We start from the raw sequence: 19,290 nt of genomic DNA on the forward strand, positions 1-19,290 counted from the left end.
GGTATACGTATGAGCAAACCACAAATTGGTGTTGTTGGAATGGCTGTAATGGGTAAGAATCTTGCCTTGAACATTGAAAGTCGCGGATATGAGGTTGCTATTTATAATAGAACTGCATCAAAGACTGAAAATGTTGTTAAAGAACATTCAGAAAAGAAATTAGTTCCAAGCTACACAATTGAAGATTTTGTAAACTCACTTGAAAAACCACGTCGTATTATCATGATGGTTAAAGCTGGTGCCGGTACCGACGCAGTTATCAACGAATTATTACCATTACTAGATAAGGGCGATGTCTTGATTGATGGTGGTAACACATTCTTTGAAGACACTATGGAAAGAAACGAGAGACTCGACAAGTCAGGAATCAACTTCATCGGAATGGGTGTTTCTGGTGGTGAACTTGGTGCTTTGCATGGTCCTTCATTGATGCCAGGTGGACAAAAAGAAGCTTATGATCTAGTTGCTCCTATTTTGGAACAAATTTCTGCAAAAGCAGACGAAGATGGAAAACCATGTGTTACTTACATCGGTGCCAATGGTGCTGGACACTATGTCAAAATGGTTCACAACGGAATCGAATATGGTGACATGGAATTGATTTCAGAAAGTTACAACTTACTTTCACATCTATTTAACAACGATTTAAATAAAGTTGCCGAAACATTCAAGGATTGGAATAAGGGCGAACTATCAAGTTATTTGATTGATATCACAGCTAATATTCTAACTAGAAAAGATGATCAAGGCAGCGACGACTTCATCGTTAATAAGATCATGGATAAAGCTGGTAACAAGGGTACTGGTAAATGGAGTTCACAAAGTGCCTTGGAACTTGGCGTTCCTCAATCACTAATTACTTCAGCCGTATACTCACGTTACATTTCTGCATATAAAGACGAACGTGTTAAGGCAAGCAAGGTCTTGAACGGACCAAAGGAATTGCCAGACGTTGACGTTAAAGAATTAGTTGAAAAGATCCGCAAAGCTTTATACTTCAGTAAGATCATGAGTTATGCTCAAGGATTTGCACAAATGAAGGCAGCCGGAGAACATTACGACTGGGATCTTGACTTTGGTAAGATTGCTCAAATCTGGCGTGCCGGATGTATCATTAGAGCTCAATTCTTACAAAAGATCACTGATGCTTACGACAAGGATCCTAAATTGGATAACTTGTTGCTTGATGACTACTTCAAGAATATTGTTGAAGATTATCAAGATGCAGTTAGAGATGTGGTCAACTTTGCCGTTAAAGCTGGTATCCCTGTTTCAGGATTTATGTCAGCTGTTTCATATTACGATCAATATCGTTCAGAAGTATTGCCTGCTAACTTGATCCAAGCACAAAGAGATTACTTTGGTGCTCATACATATGAGCGTAACGATAAACCAGGTATCTTCCATTACACATGGTATACAGAACAATAAACATTTTGTCTTGAATATTAATGCCAAAGTGCCCCGCAAGGTGCTTTGGTATTTTTTTTTGAATTCTTCTTAAAAATTAAAAAAAGAGTGCTTTAACTATTTTTAATATTTATGATATGGTAAAATCATTAGTGCATTGCCTTGCAAAAGGCAAAAAAACGGTTAATAATTAAGGATAATTAAATTTAATTTAATATACGGGAGAATTTAGTATGGCTAAGATATTAGTTATTGAAGATGAAGAGAATATGGCCAAGTTTGTTCAACTTGAACTTCAACATGAAAATTACGAAGTTAAAGTTGCTGCGGACGGTCGTACTGGTCTCGATGCAGCATTAAATGAAGACTGGGATTTGATCTTGCTTGATTTAATGTTGCCTGAACTAAACGGTATCGAAGTATGCCGTCGAGTTCGACAAGAAAAGAACACACCGATCATTATGATGACCGCAAGAGATTCAATCATCGATCGTGTTTCTGGTTTGGATCATGGTGCCGACGATTATATTGTCAAACCATTTGCAATCGAGGAATTGCTTGCACGTATCCGGGCCTTGTTAAGACGTATTGATTTGGATATCGATGTTACTAGAAATAATGACCAAGTTTTGAAGTACAAGAATTTGGTGATCGATAAAACTACCCAAACGTCAAAACGTAATGGTGAAGTTATCGACTTGACTAGACGTGAGTATGACCTTCTTAGTGCATTAATGGAAAACGTTGGTACTGTTTTAGGCCGAGACGACTTGTTGGAACGTGTTTGGGGAACAGGTTCTAGCACTGAAACTAATGTTGTGGATGTTTACATCAAATATTTGAGAAATAAGATCGATCGTGGAGGAGCACCTAGTTACATTTCTACTGTTCGTGGTAAAGGATATGTGATGAGACGATGAGAATATCAATTAGGTTCAAATGGACCTTTCTGATATCACTGGTAATTTTAGCGGCATATTTGATTGTTGCCTTTATTGCCTTCAATACTGTCAACAACGTTGCCAGTGCGGCAGTGGTCCATCATTTTGTGACAAAACTTATTTGGGTCGGAATCTTCGTTTTGGTAGTCGGCATCGCAATCAGTTTTTTTGCAGTATCTTTGGTATTACGAAATATCAAGGTGATCAACAATACAATTGACGATTTAAACAAGAAACCCGATTCTGATTCACGTATCAAGATCAGGAAAAGAAATGATGAAATTTACGACCTGACGATCAACATCAATAAAATGCTCGATCGTATGCAAGCCTACACTAATCAGCAAAAAGAATTCGTTGAGGATGTTTCTCATGAGTTGCGTACGCCTGTTGCTGTGTTAGAGGGCCATTTAAGCATGCTGCAACGATGGGGTAAAGACGATCCAGAGGTATTAAATGATTCGATCAATTCATCGATGCAAGAGTTAAAACGCATGCAATCATTGATTCAAGAAATGTTGGATCTGACTAGAGTTGAACAGATTGATAGCGAATATCTTGAGCAGGAGACTGAAGTAAAACCGCTTTTCACGCAAGTTTACAATGATTTTAAAATGCTTCATCCTGATTTCGTGGTCAATTTTGATGATGATATTCAAAAGGGTAGCAAGGTCAAGATCTATCGTAATCATCTTGAACAGATTTTGGTGATACTACTAGACAATGCTTTCAAGTATTCTGGAGAACGAAAAGAGATCAACCTTTCAGCATCTACCAATGAAGCTTTATTAGAATTCGTTGTGCAAGACTTTGGTGTAGGAATCGATAAAAAGGACCTTAAACAAGTTTTTAACCGTTTTTACAGAGTTGATAAGGCACGCTCTAGAAAACGTGGAGGGAATGGATTAGGCCTTTCTATCGCTAAAAGATTAGTTGAGATATATCATGGTACTATCACGGTCGAAAGTGTACTAGGTTCTGGTACCGTATTTAGAATTGAACTGCCAATCGTAACTGAACCTATTGATGATGCACAAAAAAATGACTAAACCGAAATTTTCGGTTTAGTCATTTTTTATTTGTCTTTTGGTTTTTGTTGTTTGCCTTTGTTTAACTCACGAATGTTCTTGTGGAGATCAGTGTGACTTTCGTCATCGTCTGAATTACCATTTGATGAATTGCTTGAACCAGATTCGTTCATTAATTTAGCAATTGATTCTTCAGTAACGACAATTTTCACAGGATTCTTTTCAAGATTTGCATCAGCTTGTTTTCTGATCCTTGGAGTAATGATGTAGTTTGTAATCAATTGTTGGATCAAAATTACGATACCACCAACCAAGAAGTAAAGTGCTAGTGCAGCAGATGAAATCATTGAAATAAAGAATGTGATCAATGGGTTCATCAATAGCATAGTAGACATTTGACGTCTTTGCTCTTGAGGAACGATCTGTAGAGATAACCATGATTGAATAACATAAAAGACCGTAGCAACAAGTGCAATCACTAGACTAGGTTTTCCAAGTGGAATACTCAAGAACGTAGCGACACCAATTTCTTGTGAATATTGAACCGCTTGATAAATTGCAATCAAGATCGGCATTTGAAGAAGCAATGGAAGACAACCGATACCGCCAGTCAAACTGATGTTATTTTGCTTATAAACATCCATCATCAATTGGCTGATCTTTTGTTGAGTTGCCGGATCCTTAGCTTCTTTTTGTTTTTCTTGGATCAATTTCAACTGAGGTTGAATAGCACGCATTTTTTCTTGTTGTGCAGTTGATTTGTATTGTTGATTAAGTGAAAGAGGTAGCAATAAGAGTCTTACAACAAAGGAAATAATCATAATTCCCCATGCATAGGCATCTCGACCTCCAACATGTTTTGCCGTTGCCAAAATCAAGTTTTGAAATGGCACGCCAAGCCACTTATAGATGAACGCGTAAGGTCCACTGGTTGGAGCATGTTGAACGCCGCTTTGGGCACAACCAGAAAGGACAACCGCAAACACCACAATAAGTGATAGTACGGAGACGTACTTCAGTATTTTTTTATTCAATTGTAAACCACCTTTTAAAAATCATATAAACAATATACGTTAACTTAAATAGCGTTTCAACCAATGACCCGAAACTTTTTGTAATTTTCAAGGTTATCAGAAAAACTGTAATCAACGGTCTTAACTTTTGCAAAAGGGGAAGGAGATTGTCTTATTTTTGTGAGAAATGAGTACAGTTTCATTTCTTCTCCTTCAGCTTCAATCTTGACCGAACCATCCATTTCATTTTCAACAGTTCCAGTTACATCGCTTTCGATAGCAACTTGCAGAGTTGAATATCTAAATCCGACTCCTTGGACTAAACCGTATACATGCATGGAAAGATGTTTCATATAAATCACTCCAAATTCATGAATATGTTACCCTTGTATTATAAATCAAGAAGGAAGAAATTTATGAAATATATTGAATCCAAGAAAAACGAAGAAATCAAACAGATCAATAAGTTGAATAAGACTAAAGAAATTAAAAAGACCGGAACTTATTTGATTGAAGGATTCCACCTTGTCAGAGAAGCTGATCAAAATGGCCAAGATATCGTTACGATTTTGGCAACTGAGAAAAACCAAGAAGATCGACTTGTGAAGAAATACTATGATGACGCAATTATCATATCTGAAGATATTGCCTCGATGTTGTCCGATACCAAGACTCCACAAGGAATCTTTGCCGTGATCAAATTGAATGAAGATCAAGAACTTCCGGAACTCAAGGGTCAATGGGTCATTTTGGCAAACGTTCAAGATCCAGGCAATGTTGGGACTATTGTTAGAACTGCTGATGCTGCGGGATATGCTGGTGTGATCACTAGTTTAGATACTGCAGATATTTATCAACCTAAAGTTCAACGTTCGATGCAAGGAAGTCAATTTCATTTGCCCATTTATAGAATGGACCTTCAAAAAGCAATTTCTGATGCTAAAGATGCCGGTTTAACGGTATATGGCTCGGAAGTAAATGACCAAGCTGTACCATATAACACTTTAGATAAAATTGATAATTACGCTTTGATCATGGGTAACGAAGCACATGGATTAGATGAAAATACGTTACAAATGACAGATCAAAATATTTATATTCCATTGTTAGGAAAAGCTGAATCACTGAATGTTGCAGTGGCTGCCGGAGTTTTAATGTATGGATTGAAAAAATTCTAAAACTTGCAAAACATTTTTCATTTTGTATAATTAATTCATATGAATATCGTAGGTGTTGAAGAAAAATAGTAGCTGAATCGATTTGAAACAGGAAGAGTCGTTAACTGAGAAGACTTGCCAAATCAATCAGTGAATTCACTTTCGGAGCCTAAATAGTTAAGTTACTATATAACTTTTGAGTGCACGCAAAAGTTGCGTGAACTAGGGTGGTACCGCGAGTCCTCGTCCCTTTTTTGGGAGAGGATTTTTTTTATGCAATAAATTAGGAGGAAATTATGTCATTAAACGATAGATTAAAAGAACTCCGTGAAAACGGTATAAACGATGCTAAACGTGCTGAACATTTAAAAGAACTGAATGATTTGCGTGTTCAGTTACTAGGTAAAAAAGGACCAATTACTCAAGCCTTGCGTGGTATGAAAGACGTGCCTAAGGAAGAACGTCCGGAAATTGGTACTTTGGCAAATAATGTCAAAAAAGATATCCAAGAAGCCATTGAAGGTAGAATTGCTGAAGTAAATAAACGAATCATTGCTCAAAAGTTGGAAGAAGAAACACTCGATGTTACGCTTCCTGCTGAGTCTCATAAAATTGGAACAGAACATATTCTTAACCAAACGATTGAAGATATTGAACAATTTTTCATTGGTTTAGGTTATGAAGTTGCGCCTGGATATGAAGTTGAAGAAGATCATTATAATTTTGAACGTTTGAATATTCCTAAGGACCATCCTGCTCGTGACATGCAAGATACTTTTTATATTACTAACGAACTATTGATGCGGACTCAAACATCTGCTCAAGAAGGTCGTGATATGGATGCTCACGATTTTTCAAAGGGTCCACTAAAGATGATCTCACCAGGTATCGTTTACCGTCGTGATGATGACGATGCAACCCATTCACATCAATTCCATCAATTAGAAGGACTAGTTGTTGACAAGAATATTTCGATGGCTGATTTAAAGGGTACCCTTGAAGCACTTTGTCGCCACGTCTTTGGGCCTGACCGTGAGATTCGTTTCCGTCCTAGCTTCTTCCCATTTACCGAACCATCTGTTGAAGTAGACGTTTCATGTTTTAACTGTGGCGGTGAGGGATGTCGCATTTGTAAATATACCGGTTGGATCGAAGTATTAGGTGCTGGATTGACTCATCCAAATGTTTTGAAGATGTCAGGTATTGATCCACAACAATACAGTGCATTTGCCTTCGGACTTGGACCTGAGAGATTTGCAATGTTGAAATATGGTATTGATGATATCCGTGATTTTTACACGAACGATATTAGATTCTTAGAACAATTCAAAGGAGTAAATTAGTATGAAAATTTCAATTGATTGGTTAAAAGAATATATTCCCGTCAAACATTCAGTTGATGAGATTGCTAACAAAGTATCACTGACCGGTATTGAATCTGGTCCAGTCAAGTTAGGTACTGATTTATCGAATTTAGTTGTTGGACACATCAATAGTATCAAACCACATCCAGATTCAGATCATTTGAATCTTTGCCAAGTAGATGTTGGTGGTTCTGAGGATATTCAAATTGTCTGTGGGGCACCAAACGTTGCTCAAGGACAATATGTGATCGTAGCACTCGATGGTGCTGAACTTCCTGCTGGCAAAAAAATCAAACGCGGTGAGATCCGTGGACAAGAATCTAACGGTATGATCTGCGGATTGGATGAATTAGGAGTCAAAGAATCGCTAGTTCCTAAGGCATATCAAAAGGGAATTTACGTTTTCCCTGCTCCTGAAAAAACCGGAGCTGATGCTAAACACTTGTTGGGATTAGATGACGAGATGGTTGATTTAGATATCACTCCTAATCGTGCTGATACTTTGGGTATGCACGGTGCAGCTTGGGAAATCGGCGCTACTTATGATGAAAAGCCATCATTTACCGAACCAAGTATTGCCGATGTGCCAGTCAAGGATGTTGATGATGTGCAAGTAAACATTAAAGCTGACGAGTTAGTAACGGATTATTTAGTAAGAACCATCAGCAATGTTGAAGTCAAAGAAAGTCCACTTTTTATCCAAAGACGTCTTTGGAACCAAGGTATTCAGCCTGTTAACAATATTATTGATGCTGCTAATTACGTCATGATCGAATACGGCGAACCAATTCAAGTTTACGATCTTGATAAATTAACAGATAAAACAATCAATGTTGAAATGGCAACTGACGGTCACAAGTTAGATCTTGGCGATAAAAATGTTAAAGATTTAAACCATGAAGACTTAGTAATTAATTCTGGTTCAACTACTGTTGGGTTGGCTGGGGTTATTGGCGCCAAGAATGCTGCCGTTACATTTGATACAAAGAATGTTCTGGTTGAGAGTGCTATTTTTGATGGCACTTCGGTTAGAAAAGCTGCCCAAAGACATGATTTACGTGGAGAAGCTTCAAGTAGATTTGAAAAGGGTGTCGACACTGGTGCAGTCAATGTTTCACTTGAGAGAACAATTCAACTCATCAGTGAAAATGCTAAATTAGACTCAATTTCACAATTGATTGTTGGCAAACAAACTCCAGCTTTACAAACGGTTATCACTGCTTCTGTCTCACACATTAATCGTTTGATGGGAATTGAATTGTCTGAATCGGAAATGATCAAGATCTTGGATCGACTAGGTTTTTCAGTTCAACAAGATGATGATGATATTACTGTTACGATTCCAAGCCGTCGTTGGGACATGACAATTGAAGCTGACTTGGTCGAAGAGATCATGCGAATTTATGGATATGAAAATCTTAAGGGCACACTTCCTTCTGGAAATGAGACTAGTGGAGGCTATATCCCAGTTCGAGAATTCATCAACAAACTCAAGAGCGTGCTATTGAGTGAAGGTATGGATGAGACAATCAATTTTGGATTAGTCAGCAAACAAGAAGCCGATGATTTCAATACTATTGAATCCGAGCATACTAGGGTTTTGCATCCGATGACTGAGGATCATGAATATCTAAGATCAAGTTTAATTCCTGGTTTAATCAAAAATATTGCTTACAATAAAGCTAGAAATAATAGCAATATTAGTATTTTTGAAGAAGGTCGTATTTTTGATCGTCTTGAAGGTACTGATCGTCCCAAAGAAATTGAATACATTGCCGGTGCATTAAGTGGAAATATTGGAGACGATACTTGGAATACCTCATCTAAGACAGTTGATTTTTACGATATAAAAGGTATTGTTCAAGAATTGTTATCGTTTATTAACATCGATGCTGATTTTGAATTTAAGGCTACAGACGAGATAACGAACATGCATCCTGGACAAACGGCTCAAATCATTGTCGATGATCAAGTGATGGGATTTGTAGGTAAGATACATCCAGAATATGAAGCAAAACATGATATTGACGACACGTTTGTCTTTGAATTAAACGTCGATGCATTATTCGGATTAGGCAAGAAGAACGTTAAGGCCCAAAGTGCTCCTAAATATCCTAGTGTAAGTCGCGATTTGGCTATTTTAGTTGATAAGCAAATTGCAAGTGGCGATATTGTCAAAAATATTTTTGACAATGGTGGTGAATATCTTCACGACGTTAATATCTTCGATGTTTATGAAGGTAGCAATATCGAAACTGGTCATAAATCACTTGGATATCATTTGATTTTCCAGAACCCTAATGATACATTGACAGACGATACTGTTGAAAAAGCATTCACTCAAATCAAAACTGGTCTAATTAACCAATTTAACGTTGAAGTTAGATAATTGAGTTGAAAGTAATGGTATAATTTTATTAAATCAAACCAGGAGGCTGCATCTTGAGTCAAAAAGATGAAAAAAAAGATGCACTAAAACGTGAATCCCAAGATAAGATAACAACTCGCGCCCGTGAACGTTCGGTAGCTAATCACATAGCTTATTGGATCGTTGGTGTTATTGCAGTTTTAGCAGTAATAGTTGCTATCATTGGATTTAATTACGTTAATAGTTCACTTCAACCTTATAATTCCAATAGTAAAGAAGATATGATCGTTAAGATTCCCGCAGGATCATCAAGTAAAGATATTGCTAAGACACTTGAATCAGACAAAGTCATCAAGAGTGCGACTGTATTCAATTATTACATCAAGGCACATAACTACACTGATTTTCAAGCCGGTTACTATACTTTCAATCAATCCATGTCAATGAGCGATATTGTTAATCAGCTTCAAAAGGGCGGAAGTGCCGAACCAACTGGTACTTCATCTAATACAGTCCTTGTTCGTGAAGGTGTAACAATTGATCAAATTGGTGATCAGATTCAAAAGAGTACTAAGTTCAAGAAATCTGACTTTTTAAAACTCATGAAAGACCAATCTTACATGAAACAATTGCAGAAGAAGTATCCTGAATTGTTGGATTCTTCAATGGCAAATAAGAATGTCAGATATCATCTTGAAGGTTACTTGTTCCCAGCTACATATGGTGTCTTCAAGGGAATGACTTTGAAGCAATTAGTTGACCAAATGGTCGCAAAAGAAAATACAGTCTTGCAACCATACTATTCACAAATGAAGGAAAAGGACATGACTGTCCAAGAGACATTGACTCTTGCTTCTCTAGTTGAGCGTGAAGGACTTAACATGAAGGATCGTCAAAAGATTGCTGGTGTATTCTACAATCGTTTCGATGCTAACATGCCGCTTCAATCAGATATTTCAGTAATGTACGCCTTGAATACTCACAAAACGAGTTTGAGCAACAAAGATACTAGTGTAAAATCTCCTTATAACTTATATAAGAATCGGGGATACGGACCTGGTCCATTTAACTCGCCTAGTTTGCAATCCATTCAAGCTACATTGAATCCAACCGATAGAAGTGCTGGATACCTTTACTTCTTCGCTAATTTGAAGACTGGTAAAGTTACATATTCAACAACCTTCAGTCAACATCAAAATAGGTATGATACGCTTGATCAATAGTGTAAAATGTAAATAGTTTAAAACTGTCATCTAATCAAATTTTGGTTAGATGACTTTTGAAATTATGAGATTGGTTATGAAACACCTTACGTTTTCAAATATTAATGAATTAAAGATTTATGGAGGAATTACAATGGCAGACAAAAGCTATCCAATGACAGCAGAAGGAAAGAAGAAACTTGAGGAGGAATTAGAAGACCTCAAGAAAGTAAAACGTCCTGAAGTTATCAACCGTATTAAAATCGCTAGAGGTTTTGGCGATTTGTCAGAAAACTCAGAATATTCAGCAGCTAAAGATGAGCAAAGTGTCGTTGAATCACGTATTTCACAAGTTATTGAAATGCTTCAATATGCGGATGTTGTTGATACTAACGAAATTGCTCATGATGAAGTGTCAATCGGTAAGAAAGTAACAGTCCAAGAAGACGATGATGATCCAGAAGTTTATACTATTGTAGGTTCTGCTGAGTCAGATCCTGACAATGGTAAGATCTCGAACGATTCACCAATTGCTCAAGCTTTAATTGGCAAACGTGTTGGTGATGATGTGACAGTTCAAACGCCTGCTGGAAGTTACACGTTGACAATCAAAGCCGTAGATGTTGCCTAAAGAAAACGTTTTCTGGTAAGCTTACTTCGTGTGGTTTAATATAAACGATGAGGTGAGTCAAATGAAAATCGAAATTAGTGAAAAAGCAGCAAAGTGGTACGAGGAAAATGTTGGTCTAAAAGCTGGAGACGGCATTAGATTTTACGGAAAAGTTTACGGAAAAACTATGGTACATGAGGGTTTCTCCATCGCATTTAGAAAAGAAGAACCAGTTAAGCCGGAGTCAAGTACAGTCGTGGATGGTATTACGTACTTTATTACGGATAATGACACTTGGTTTTTTGCAAGATACGATTTGGAAGTAGAATATGACCCAAGTATTGATGGTCCACAGTATATTTTTAAATCAAATGAATAAGGATTTAGTATTTTGAAGGGAAACCTATGAAGAGAATACTGGAATTAATAAGAAAAAGAACAGGTAGTCAAGCGAAGTCTACTATTCCGTTTCGTTTAAACCTGCTTTTTTTTATTGTCTTTGCATTGTTCGCACTTCTAGTCGGACAATTAGCTTATCTACAAATAGTTTATGGTGGTAAGTTTCAAGCAGAGGTCGATAGAACAGACAAAACTGTAATGCAGGGTAATGTTCCACGAGGGATGATCTATGATTCCAAGGGAAGATTATTAGTTGGTAATTCAACTCAAAGTGCAATTACCTACACTAAGAGTGCGGGAGTAAAGACTAGCGATATTTATCAAATCGTTAATCGTTTGACTCAATACGTGAATATTAAAAAAGGCAAGTTGACTGAGCGCGATAAAGCAGATTATATTTTGGCGGCGCCAAATAAATCCGCTAGCGTAGCAAAACAAATGCCAAAATCTTATTCACAAGATTCAGATGGAAATGCTTACTCTGCTAACAAGATATATGCTAACGAAGTCAAGTATATTCAAGAACAAGGTATCCATTTATCAAATAAAGAACTTGCTAAAGCTACTGCCTTTAAGACAATGAGTTCGGCATATTCTCTATCAACAGTTTTTGTTAAAGATGAGGGTTTAACATCCAAGGAAATTGCCCAAGTCAGTGAACATTTAACTGAGTTACCAGGTATTTCAGTCGGAAGTAACTGGAATCGTGATTATCCACAAGGAAAGTCAATTGCTAGTATCATTGGTGGCGTATCGACTGAACAAGAAGGTATTCCCAATGATGAATTGAATATTATGCTTGCATCTGGATATTCACGAAATGACCGTGTTGGAACTAGTTACCTTGAAAAGAGCTATGAATCGATTTTGGCTGGAACGAAGAGTCAAAGACAGGTAGCAATCGGTTCAAACAATCAGATCAAGAGCAGTAAAGAAATCTATGCTGGTCAAAAGGGTGGCAACCTTAATTTGACGATTGATTCTGCCTTCCAGAAAAAGGTTCAAAGTGCGTTAGATACACAGTTTGCTGCTGCTAAGGGTGCAGGAATTACTCAATATTCCGATGGTGCCTATGCTGTAGCAATGAATCCTAAGACTGGTGCAATTTTAGCCATGGCCGGGACTCGTAATGATACCAATACTGGTAAGACAACTGAGGATTCTCTTGGGGTTATCAATCGGACATTCGTTATGGGTTCTGCTGTTAAGGGTGCCACAGTTTTAGGTGCCTTGATGGACGGAGTTATCACACCGGATAACAACACGTTACCTGATCAACCAATTTATCTACCAGGCACACCAGTCAAGAAATCTGTCTATCCAATTGGGACTTATAGTGCCTTGAGTGCTGAAAAAGCCCTTCAAGTATCTTCTAACGAATACATGATGGCTTTAGCAATCAAAGAAGGTAAAGCTACGTACACGCCTAACACAGCGCTTCATCTAAGCAATGATGTTTTCGATGTTATGCGTGGATACTTTAATCAATTCGGACTAGGTGTCAAAACTGGGATCGATATCTCTGGTGAGACGACAGGTATTGAAGGTGCAAGTAGAACTAGCGATGGTCAATTAAAGACTGGTTCTGCACTGGATTTGTCCTATGGTAACTACGATGCCTATACGTTAATTGAAATGGCTCAATACATTTCAACCATCGCAAATGGTGGATATCGGATGAGACCATACATCGTACAGTCTGTTCAAAAGACTCAAAATGATGGTAAAAAGGGTGCAATCGAATCAGTTACAAAGCCAAAAGTTCTCAATCGTGTTGGCTTTACTGATGCAGATTTAAGGGTTGTTAAGAACGGTATGTACAATGTAGTTCACGGAACTGATCCATGGACTACAGGTACACTATTGAAGGATATTAGCCCTTCAGTATCTGCCAAAACAGGTACAGCTCAATCGTTCTACTATAATCCAGAAGACCCTAACAATCCGGATCCTCCTGCAACTATCACTACTAGTTTGGTATCATTTGGTCCTTCAGATGATCCTAATATCGCATTGGCCATTGTATTTCCAAACTTGTCATCTGAAGACGGTAACTACCCACAACAGGTAGCTAAACAAATCTATACTGATTACTACAAGATGACTAATCAAAGTAAATAAAAATTCACTCTTTTAAATTAAGTGAAAAAATGCTATATTTAATTAGTTGAATTTAGTTAAGAATTATGAAAGGATGTTCCAATAATGAGAGTAAATATAACTTTGGAATGTACTTCATGTCATGAACGTACATATCTAACAAGTAAAAGCAAACGTAATAGCCCTGATCGTTTGGAGCTTAAGAAATATTGCCCACGCGAACGTACTGTTACATTGCATCGTGAAACAAAATAAACAACAGGTATAATTCCTGTTGTTTTTTTTTACTGGAGGTGCCTCTTTTTGGATAAAGTTAGTTTTAGAAAACAACAACTTGATACAGTTAACAAATTTATGAAAACTGAACAAGCACAAAAAGAAATTAACGAAATTTACTTGCAGCTATTCTCAAATCCTGATTTTCAGACCGCAAAATCAATCGGGATAACTTTGAGTATTGATAGCGAAATCCCTACATTTCCGATTATCAACAAATGTTGGGAAGATGGTAAATCTGTTTATATCCCGAAAACATTCAATGATTATTCGATGACCTTTGCTCGTTATCAAAAAAACACTGAATTGGAAATGAACTCGTTTGGGACTAATGAACCAAAGGATTTTACGACTGATACGTTGAATCCCCCTGAGTTATTGATTGTTCCTGGAATTGCATTTTCTCGAGAAGGTCACAATCGTTTGGGATTTGGTTCTGGATATTATGACCGGTACTTGGCACAATATCCAACCAAAACAATCGCTTTGGCTGTTTCTAGACAGTTTTTCGTTAAGGCACCTTGGCCAATTTATACATTGGATAAACCGGTAGACCAAATAATTTCAGTTGCAGAGGGTGAGTAATATGTCAAATAGACGACAACAACCATTTGTGACCTGGGCACTGCTGTTGATCATTGCAGTTGTCTTTGTATTTGAATCAATGATGCCTGGAGGTTCCACCAGTGTAAGCACTCTGATTAAAATGGGAGCGGAAACTAATTCCTTAGTTCAATCTGGGGAATGGTGGAGATTGATCGTTCCAATGTTCTTGCATATTGGCGTTGCTCATATCTTGATGAATGGTGTTACACTGTACATTGTTGGTCAAATTTTAGAGCCACTGATTGGACACGTTAGATTCTTCGTGATATTCATACTTAGTGGTATCACCGGTAATTTAGCTAGTTTTGCATTTGGCTCAAGCAATTCGATTTCCGCTGGTGCAAGTACTTCTTTATTTGGATTATTTGCGGCATTTTTGGCACTGGCATTGGTTTACCGTGAAAATCATTTTCTAAGTGAATTAGGTAAATCGTTTTTAGCATTAATTATCATTAACTTGTTGCTCGACTTTACGATGACTGGCGTTGACATTTGGGGACACATTGGTGGCGCTGCTGGCGGATTTTTATTAGGAATCGCCCTAGGCTTGCCAGGAATCAGAAGACCAAATGTTTTTATTCGTGTCATTGCGGTCATTGCATGTCTAGTAATGTCTTACTTCATGTATTCAAAGGGTATGGTAGTTTATGGATAACAAGAATTTACACTTTCGAACCCTGTACGACGTTCAGCAACTGCTGAAAAGGTTCGGGACCTATGTCCATTTAGGAAAAAGGCTTTGGGACATAGAACTTATGTCAATTGAGTTGAAAAATATATATAATAATGAAATGATAGATAAACAGACATTTATCAATGCTCAGATCGTTTTAAAATCAGAGCACAGAAAAGAAGAAGAAAAGGAAGAGGAACGTTCGAAGTGACAGATAAAAAGTTAATCGGTGTTGACCTTGGTGGTACAACAATTAAATTCGCTATTCTCACACCCGAAGGTGAGATCCAACAAAAATGGAGTATTGAAACTAACATCCTTTCTGATGGACAATTAATTATTCCTGATATTATCGATTCAATTAATCACCATCTTGATATGTATGAAATGAAAGCAGATCAATTTGTCGGAATCGGTTTAGGTTCACCCGGGACAATCAATTTCAAGAACGGTACGATCAAGGGTGCCTACAATTTAAACTGGAAAGATTCAGTTTATCCAGTTAGAGATATTCAAGAAGGAACAGGTATTCCTGTTACGATTGAAAATGATGCTAACGTTGCTGCACTTGGCGAAAGATGGATGGGTGCTGGTAACAACGCTGATGACGTCGTATTCGTTACATTGGGTACAGGTGTCGGTGGCGGTATTATCGCTGACGGCCATATCCTTCATGGTGCTGGTGGTGCTGCTGGTGAAATTGGTCATGTAACTGTTGATCCTAATGGATTCATGTGTACTTGCGGCAAACGTGGCTGCTTAGAAACTATCGCTTCAGCAACTGGTGTTGTTCGCGTTGCTCGTGATCGTGCATCAGAATATGCTGGTAAATCAGAACTTAAAGCTATGCTTGATGATGGTCAAGATATTTCTGCTAAAGATGTTTTTGATTTGGCTAAACAAGATGACGACCTTGCATTGATCGTGGTTGACTATGTCTGTGACTCATTAGGTTTTGCTTTAGCAAATATCGCTAATTCATTGAATCCTAAGTATGTAATTATTGGTGGCGGAGTTTCAGCTGCAGGTAAGTTCCTAAGCGATAAAGTTGATGCAGCAATGAGAAAGAATGAATTTGCTACAATCAAAGATTCAACTGAGTTGAAATTAGCTAGTTTGGGTAACGAAGCCGGTGTAATTGGAGCTGCTTCACTGATTAAAGTTGATTAGAGGGATTCTTTAGATGCAAGTGTTAAATATTGTTTTATATATAATTGTTATTGGTATATTCGCTTATATGGGTGGATCTTGGTTATATTACCGATATCAGGGAAAGAAACTTGGCGGCTCTATTACCCAAGAGGAATTTGAAGAAAATATGCGTAAAGCACAAATTGTTGATTTGAGGGAGAAGAATAACTTCGATTCAAAGCACATCCTTGGTGCCAGAAATTTACCATATTCACAACTCAAATACGTTGAGGGCGAACTGCGTCCAGATCTTCCAGTTTACTTATATGATGAACGTAAAAATATTTGTATTCGAGCAGCTTTGAAATTCAAAAAATGGGGTTTCACTGATGTTCATTGGCTAGAAGATCGTTTTTCCGATTGGACAGGCAAGACTAAGAAAACTACTAAGATATAACAAATAAGAGGGGCTGAGACAATTGTTTCAGCTCCTATTTTTATGGTGAGAAAAATGCAGATAGTAGAATATAAAATGGTTCAATTTTTGATGAGATTGAAAAAACCCTATCGCTTCGCAGAATCGACGTACCAAACTCGGCCAATCAATATATTAGCTTTAAAAGACGAGTTGGGTAACGTTGGTTTAGGCGAGGTAGAAGCATTTCAATTTCCAAATTATATTGATGAAACTCAATCAGAATGCGTACGGATCTTAAATACTCGGATCTTGCCGTTATTAGGGTCAAAAAAATTTGATACTCCCTTTGAATTCAGTAAGTTTATCGACTCCACTAATGGACCATATATGGCTCGCGCGGCCGCAGAAATGGCTATCTGGGATCTATTTGCAAAGCGTAACGGAGTTTCAGTCCAGAAGCTAATGATGTTAGCTTTAGGTCGAACTGACGCAGTTAAGCCAGAAGTTTCTGTCGGTGTTGCTATTGGAATAAAAGATGAGACAAGTGAATTAATTGCTGAAATTCGCCGACAATTGGAATTAGGTTATACGCGCATCAAGTTGAAAATAAACCCAAAATACACGGTCAAGATGTTAAAAGAGGTCAGGACTGAATTTCCAAATCAGCTGATGATGATCGATTGTAATTCTCAATATGGATTAAAAGACAAATCATTTTTTCAAAATATCGATGGTTTAAACTTTGCAATGATCGAACAGCCTTTAGCAAAAAACGATTTTAGAAATCATGCGAAATTGCAAGCACAGCTGAATACTGATATTTGTTTGGATGAAAATATTTTTAACAGCGAAGACATTTGGAAAGTGATCAACTTACAAGCTGGCCGAGTTATCAATATGAAGATAGCCAGAGTAGGTGGCATTTCAAATGCATTGGCTCTTACAACGTTGGCTGAGAAACATGGACTAAAAGTTTGGTGTGGCGGTATGTTAGAGACTGGAGTTGGACGAGCATTTAACTTAGCGTTAGCAAGTATGCCGCTTTTCAGTTTTCCAGGCGATATCTCCGCTTCAGATCGTTATTATGAAAAAGATATCGTGAATGAGAAATTTTCAATTGTGAATGGAAAAATCAGGGTGCCTGATACACCAGGCCTCGGAGTATCGTTGAACGAGTTTGCACAAGCTAAGTTCAATGAAATAGAATGGACTAAGATTTAATTTTCAATCAAATTTTTCCAACAAAAAAACGATACCAAATGGTATCGTTAGAAAATTTATGTTTAGTTGATTAGCCTTGATGAGCTTGTAGGCTCTTTCTGTTGGCACGACGGCGATTTGCTTCGATTCTTTCGTTTTCAGCATCTTCTGGTTCAATTACTGACTTTTTGAAGGCATGTAATGCACCATAAACTGCTGTAGCTGTTGTTACAGAACCGAATAAAAATCCCTTAACAAAGCGGAAACGTTTTTCTTTTTTAGCCATGATAATTCCTCCAATCTTCAATACCATTATGACTTACTTTGTTAAAAATTTCTATAAATTCCGAATAATTATACAGAAGAGGTGTTTTTGTGAAAAAATCTATTGCAATCGTTGGTCCCACTGCAGTTGGGAAAAGCGCACTAGGATTAAAACTTGCCCAGAAATTTGATGGTGAGATCATATCTGGGGATTCGATGCAAATTTATCGGCATTTAGACATTGGTACTGCTAAAGACTCTCCTGAAGAGTTGGCTGCAGTACCACACCATTTAGTTGATATATGCGATGTCTCTCAAAGATACACAGTTAAAGATTTTCAGGAAAACGCTGAAATTGCGATTGATTCAATTATTTCACAAGGGAAAACACCATTTATTGTAGGAGGAACTGGATTTTACTTAAATTCGTTGTTGAAAAATCTTCATCTTGGTGGAAATAACGATAGTGATCCCAATTTGCGTGAACAGTTATTAAAGCAAGAAAAAGAACAGGGAATCGAATCTTTGCAAACTCAACTTATTTCCTTGGACCCTGTCGCAGCAAAATCGATCGATATGGATAATCCGCGTCGTGTTATTAGAGCAATTGAAGTGTTCAAAACTACAGGACGGTCAATTGTTGAGCAGGACAATGGTGATAAAATTGCTGATTTTAAGATCATTGGTTTGACCGATGATCGACAAAAACTCTACGATCGAATCAACCAACGAGTGGATAAAATGGTTGAGATGGGCTTATTGGCTGAAGCTAAGCAAGTTTATGAACACCAAGACGAAATACCACAGGCCAAGAATGGGATTGGATATAAAGAACTTTTTCCTTATTTTGCGCATCAAGCTGATTTAGATTCGTGCCTAATTGAATTGAAGAAAAATTCTCGTCATTTTGCTAAGAGACAATTGACATATTTTAGAAATCAAATGGATGTGGATTGGTATAACATTACTGAACAACCAGATTATTATCAGTCGGTAGTTGAGGATATTCAAAAATTTCTATTGGAAAAATGATTTTTAATAACGATCAAGATTGGTAAATAAAAGTACGGGAAATATTTCCAATATTTTTTGAAATCAATCGTTGACATCTAAAGGTACATTTCTCTATA

Annotated in this window: 21 protein-coding genes; 18 read left to right on the forward strand and 3 right to left on the reverse strand. The window is 37.3% G+C overall.

What is annotated here, in order from left to right; translation table 11 throughout:
• Positions 1–9 precede the first annotated feature (9 nt).
• From gndA to LKF16_RS00560, 3 genes are all read left to right on the forward strand, one after another.
• Positions 10–1,431 (forward strand): NADP-dependent phosphogluconate dehydrogenase, encoded by a 1,422-nt coding sequence (gndA, locus tag LKF16_RS00550; protein WP_291471916.1) that lies wholly within the window; start codon positions 10–12, stop codon positions 1,429–1,431.
• 212 nt (positions 1,432–1,643) lie between these two features.
• Positions 1,644–2,330 carry a response regulator transcription factor gene (locus LKF16_RS00555; protein ID WP_291471918.1) on the forward strand — a complete coding sequence of 229 codons (687 nt, stop codon included), beginning with the start codon at positions 1,644–1,646 and terminating at the stop codon, positions 2,328–2,330.
• The gene (locus tag LKF16_RS00560; protein ID WP_291471920.1) at positions 2,327–3,400 is read left to right on the forward strand and encodes a sensor histidine kinase; all 1,074 of its coding nucleotides are present in this window, start codon (positions 2,327–2,329) and stop codon (positions 3,398–3,400) included. The genes LKF16_RS00555 and LKF16_RS00560 overlap by 4 nt, the downstream gene beginning before the upstream one ends.
• 26 nt (positions 3,401–3,426) lie before the next feature.
• Here LKF16_RS00560 and yidC read toward each other — a convergent pair whose 3' ends face one another.
• Positions 3,427–4,413, reverse strand: coding sequence for a membrane protein insertase YidC (gene yidC / locus LKF16_RS00565; protein WP_291471922.1), 987 nt, complete (start codon positions 4,411–4,413; stop codon positions 3,427–3,429).
• 56 nt (positions 4,414–4,469) lie between these two features.
• Positions 4,470–4,745, reverse strand: a complete 276-nt coding sequence (locus tag LKF16_RS00570; protein ID WP_291471924.1) for an acylphosphatase — start codon at positions 4,743–4,745, stop codon at positions 4,470–4,472.
• 63 nt (positions 4,746–4,808) lie between these two features.
• Here LKF16_RS00570 and LKF16_RS00575 point away from each other — a divergent pair, with 63 nt between their 5' ends.
• The 14 genes from LKF16_RS00575 to menC all read left to right on the forward strand — a co-directional run bounded on the left by LKF16_RS00575 (position 4,809) and on the right by menC (position 17,917).
• Entirely contained in the window at positions 4,809–5,570 is a 762-nt protein-coding gene (locus LKF16_RS00575; protein ID WP_291471926.1) for a TrmH family RNA methyltransferase, read from the forward strand.
• Positions 5,571–5,845: 275 nt separating this feature from the next.
• Positions 5,846–6,892: a phenylalanine--tRNA ligase subunit alpha gene (pheS, locus tag LKF16_RS00580; RefSeq protein WP_291471927.1), complete on the forward strand. Its 1,047-nt coding sequence runs from the start codon at positions 5,846–5,848 to the stop codon at positions 6,890–6,892.
• A 1-nt stretch (position 6,893) separates the two neighbouring features.
• Positions 6,894–9,302 carry a phenylalanine--tRNA ligase subunit beta gene (gene pheT, locus LKF16_RS00585; protein ID WP_291471929.1) on the forward strand — a complete coding sequence of 803 codons (2,409 nt, stop codon included), beginning with the start codon at positions 6,894–6,896 and terminating at the stop codon, positions 9,300–9,302.
• A 53-nt stretch (positions 9,303–9,355) separates the two neighbouring features.
• Positions 9,356–10,504: an endolytic transglycosylase MltG gene (gene mltG, locus LKF16_RS00590; protein WP_291471931.1), complete on the forward strand. Its 1,149-nt coding sequence runs from the start codon at positions 9,356–9,358 to the stop codon at positions 10,502–10,504.
• A gap of 133 nt (positions 10,505–10,637) precedes the next feature.
• Positions 10,638–11,114 (forward strand): transcription elongation factor GreA, encoded by a 477-nt coding sequence (gene greA / locus LKF16_RS00595; RefSeq protein ID WP_291471933.1) that lies wholly within the window; start codon positions 10,638–10,640, stop codon positions 11,112–11,114.
• 61 nt (positions 11,115–11,175) lie between these two features.
• A complete protein-coding gene (locus LKF16_RS00600) occupies positions 11,176–11,472 on the forward strand; it encodes a HesB/YadR/YfhF family protein (RefSeq protein WP_291471935.1) in 297 nt (98 codons plus the stop codon).
• Positions 11,473–11,498: 26 nt separating this feature from the next.
• Positions 11,499–13,613, forward strand: coding sequence for a peptidoglycan D,D-transpeptidase FtsI family protein (locus tag LKF16_RS00605; protein WP_291471937.1), 2,115 nt, complete (start codon positions 11,499–11,501; stop codon positions 13,611–13,613).
• A gap of 84 nt (positions 13,614–13,697) precedes the next feature.
• On the forward strand, positions 13,698–13,847 hold the full coding sequence (gene rpmG, locus LKF16_RS00610; protein WP_291471939.1) for a 50S ribosomal protein L33: 150 nt from the start codon (positions 13,698–13,700) through the stop codon (positions 13,845–13,847).
• A 48-nt stretch (positions 13,848–13,895) separates the two neighbouring features.
• On the forward strand, positions 13,896–14,453 hold the full coding sequence (locus tag LKF16_RS00615; RefSeq protein ID WP_291471941.1) for a 5-formyltetrahydrofolate cyclo-ligase: 558 nt from the start codon (positions 13,896–13,898) through the stop codon (positions 14,451–14,453).
• A gap of 1 nt (position 14,454) precedes the next feature.
• Positions 14,455–15,129, forward strand: a complete 675-nt coding sequence (locus LKF16_RS00620; protein WP_291471943.1) for a rhomboid family intramembrane serine protease — start codon at positions 14,455–14,457, stop codon at positions 15,127–15,129.
• Positions 15,122–15,358: a YqgQ family protein gene (locus LKF16_RS00625; RefSeq protein WP_291471944.1), complete on the forward strand. Its 237-nt coding sequence runs from the start codon at positions 15,122–15,124 to the stop codon at positions 15,356–15,358. The genes LKF16_RS00620 and LKF16_RS00625 overlap by 8 nt, the downstream gene beginning before the upstream one ends.
• Complete coding sequence (locus LKF16_RS00630) at positions 15,355–16,317, forward strand: ROK family glucokinase (protein ID WP_291471946.1); 963 nt, start codon at positions 15,355–15,357, stop codon at positions 16,315–16,317. The genes LKF16_RS00625 and LKF16_RS00630 overlap by 4 nt, the downstream gene beginning before the upstream one ends.
• A 13-nt stretch (positions 16,318–16,330) precedes the next feature.
• On the forward strand, positions 16,331–16,735 hold the full coding sequence (locus tag LKF16_RS00635; RefSeq protein WP_291471948.1) for a rhodanese-like domain-containing protein: 405 nt from the start codon (positions 16,331–16,333) through the stop codon (positions 16,733–16,735).
• Between the two features lie 54 nt (positions 16,736–16,789).
• Positions 16,790–17,917 carry an o-succinylbenzoate synthase gene (gene menC, locus LKF16_RS00640; protein WP_291471950.1) on the forward strand — a complete coding sequence of 376 codons (1,128 nt, stop codon included), beginning with the start codon at positions 16,790–16,792 and terminating at the stop codon, positions 17,915–17,917.
• Between the two features lie 70 nt (positions 17,918–17,987).
• On the opposite strand, the gene LKF16_RS00645 is transcribed toward menC, so the two are convergent.
• Complete coding sequence (locus tag LKF16_RS00645) at positions 17,988–18,182, reverse strand: DUF3042 family protein (protein ID WP_125769889.1); 195 nt, start codon at positions 18,180–18,182, stop codon at positions 17,988–17,990.
• An 89-nt stretch (positions 18,183–18,271) separates the two neighbouring features.
• Here LKF16_RS00645 and miaA point away from each other — a divergent pair, with 89 nt between their 5' ends.
• Positions 18,272–19,192 carry a tRNA (adenosine(37)-N6)-dimethylallyltransferase MiaA gene (gene miaA / locus LKF16_RS00650; protein WP_291471955.1) on the forward strand — a complete coding sequence of 307 codons (921 nt, stop codon included), beginning with the start codon at positions 18,272–18,274 and terminating at the stop codon, positions 19,190–19,192.
• Positions 19,193–19,290 lie beyond the last annotated feature (98 nt).

The sequence above is a fragment of the Companilactobacillus sp. genome (genome assembly GCF_022484265.1).
Lineage (GTDB): Bacteria > Bacillota > Bacilli > Lactobacillales > Lactobacillaceae > Companilactobacillus.

What these genes read in the sequence shown, in the direction of transcription:
- gndA (WP_291471916.1), top strand. Translation starts at nt 10, where the DNA reads ATGAGCAAACCACAAATTGGTGTTGTTGGAATGGCTGTAATGGGTAAG.
- LKF16_RS00555 (WP_291471918.1), top strand. Translation starts at nt 1,644, where the DNA reads ATGGCTAAGATATTAGTTATTGAAGATGAAGAGAATATGGCCAAGTTT.
- LKF16_RS00560 (WP_291471920.1), top strand. Translation starts at nt 2,327, where the DNA reads ATGAGAATATCAATTAGGTTCAAATGGACCTTTCTGATATCACTGGTA.
- LKF16_RS00570 (WP_291471924.1), bottom strand. Translation starts at nt 4,745, where the DNA reads ATGAAACATCTTTCCATGCATGTATACGGTTTAGTCCAAGGAGTCGGA.
- LKF16_RS00575 (WP_291471926.1), top strand. Translation starts at nt 4,809, where the DNA reads ATGAAATATATTGAATCCAAGAAAAACGAAGAAATCAAACAGATCAAT.
- pheS (WP_291471927.1), top strand. Translation starts at nt 5,846, where the DNA reads ATGTCATTAAACGATAGATTAAAAGAACTCCGTGAAAACGGTATAAAC.
- pheT (WP_291471929.1), top strand. Translation starts at nt 6,894, where the DNA reads ATGAAAATTTCAATTGATTGGTTAAAAGAATATATTCCCGTCAAACAT.
- greA (WP_291471933.1), top strand. Translation starts at nt 10,638, where the DNA reads ATGGCAGACAAAAGCTATCCAATGACAGCAGAAGGAAAGAAGAAACTT.
- LKF16_RS00600 (WP_291471935.1), top strand. Translation starts at nt 11,176, where the DNA reads ATGAAAATCGAAATTAGTGAAAAAGCAGCAAAGTGGTACGAGGAAAAT.
- LKF16_RS00605 (WP_291471937.1), top strand. Translation starts at nt 11,499, where the DNA reads ATGAAGAGAATACTGGAATTAATAAGAAAAAGAACAGGTAGTCAAGCG.
- rpmG (WP_291471939.1), top strand. Translation starts at nt 13,698, where the DNA reads ATGAGAGTAAATATAACTTTGGAATGTACTTCATGTCATGAACGTACA.
- LKF16_RS00620 (WP_291471943.1), top strand. Translation starts at nt 14,455, where the DNA reads ATGTCAAATAGACGACAACAACCATTTGTGACCTGGGCACTGCTGTTG.
- LKF16_RS00625 (WP_291471944.1), top strand. Translation starts at nt 15,122, where the DNA reads ATGGATAACAAGAATTTACACTTTCGAACCCTGTACGACGTTCAGCAA.
- LKF16_RS00635 (WP_291471948.1), top strand. Translation starts at nt 16,331, where the DNA reads ATGCAAGTGTTAAATATTGTTTTATATATAATTGTTATTGGTATATTC.
- menC (WP_291471950.1), top strand. Translation starts at nt 16,790, where the DNA reads ATGCAGATAGTAGAATATAAAATGGTTCAATTTTTGATGAGATTGAAA.
- LKF16_RS00645 (WP_125769889.1), bottom strand. Translation starts at nt 18,182, where the DNA reads ATGGCTAAAAAAGAAAAACGTTTCCGCTTTGTTAAGGGATTTTTATTC.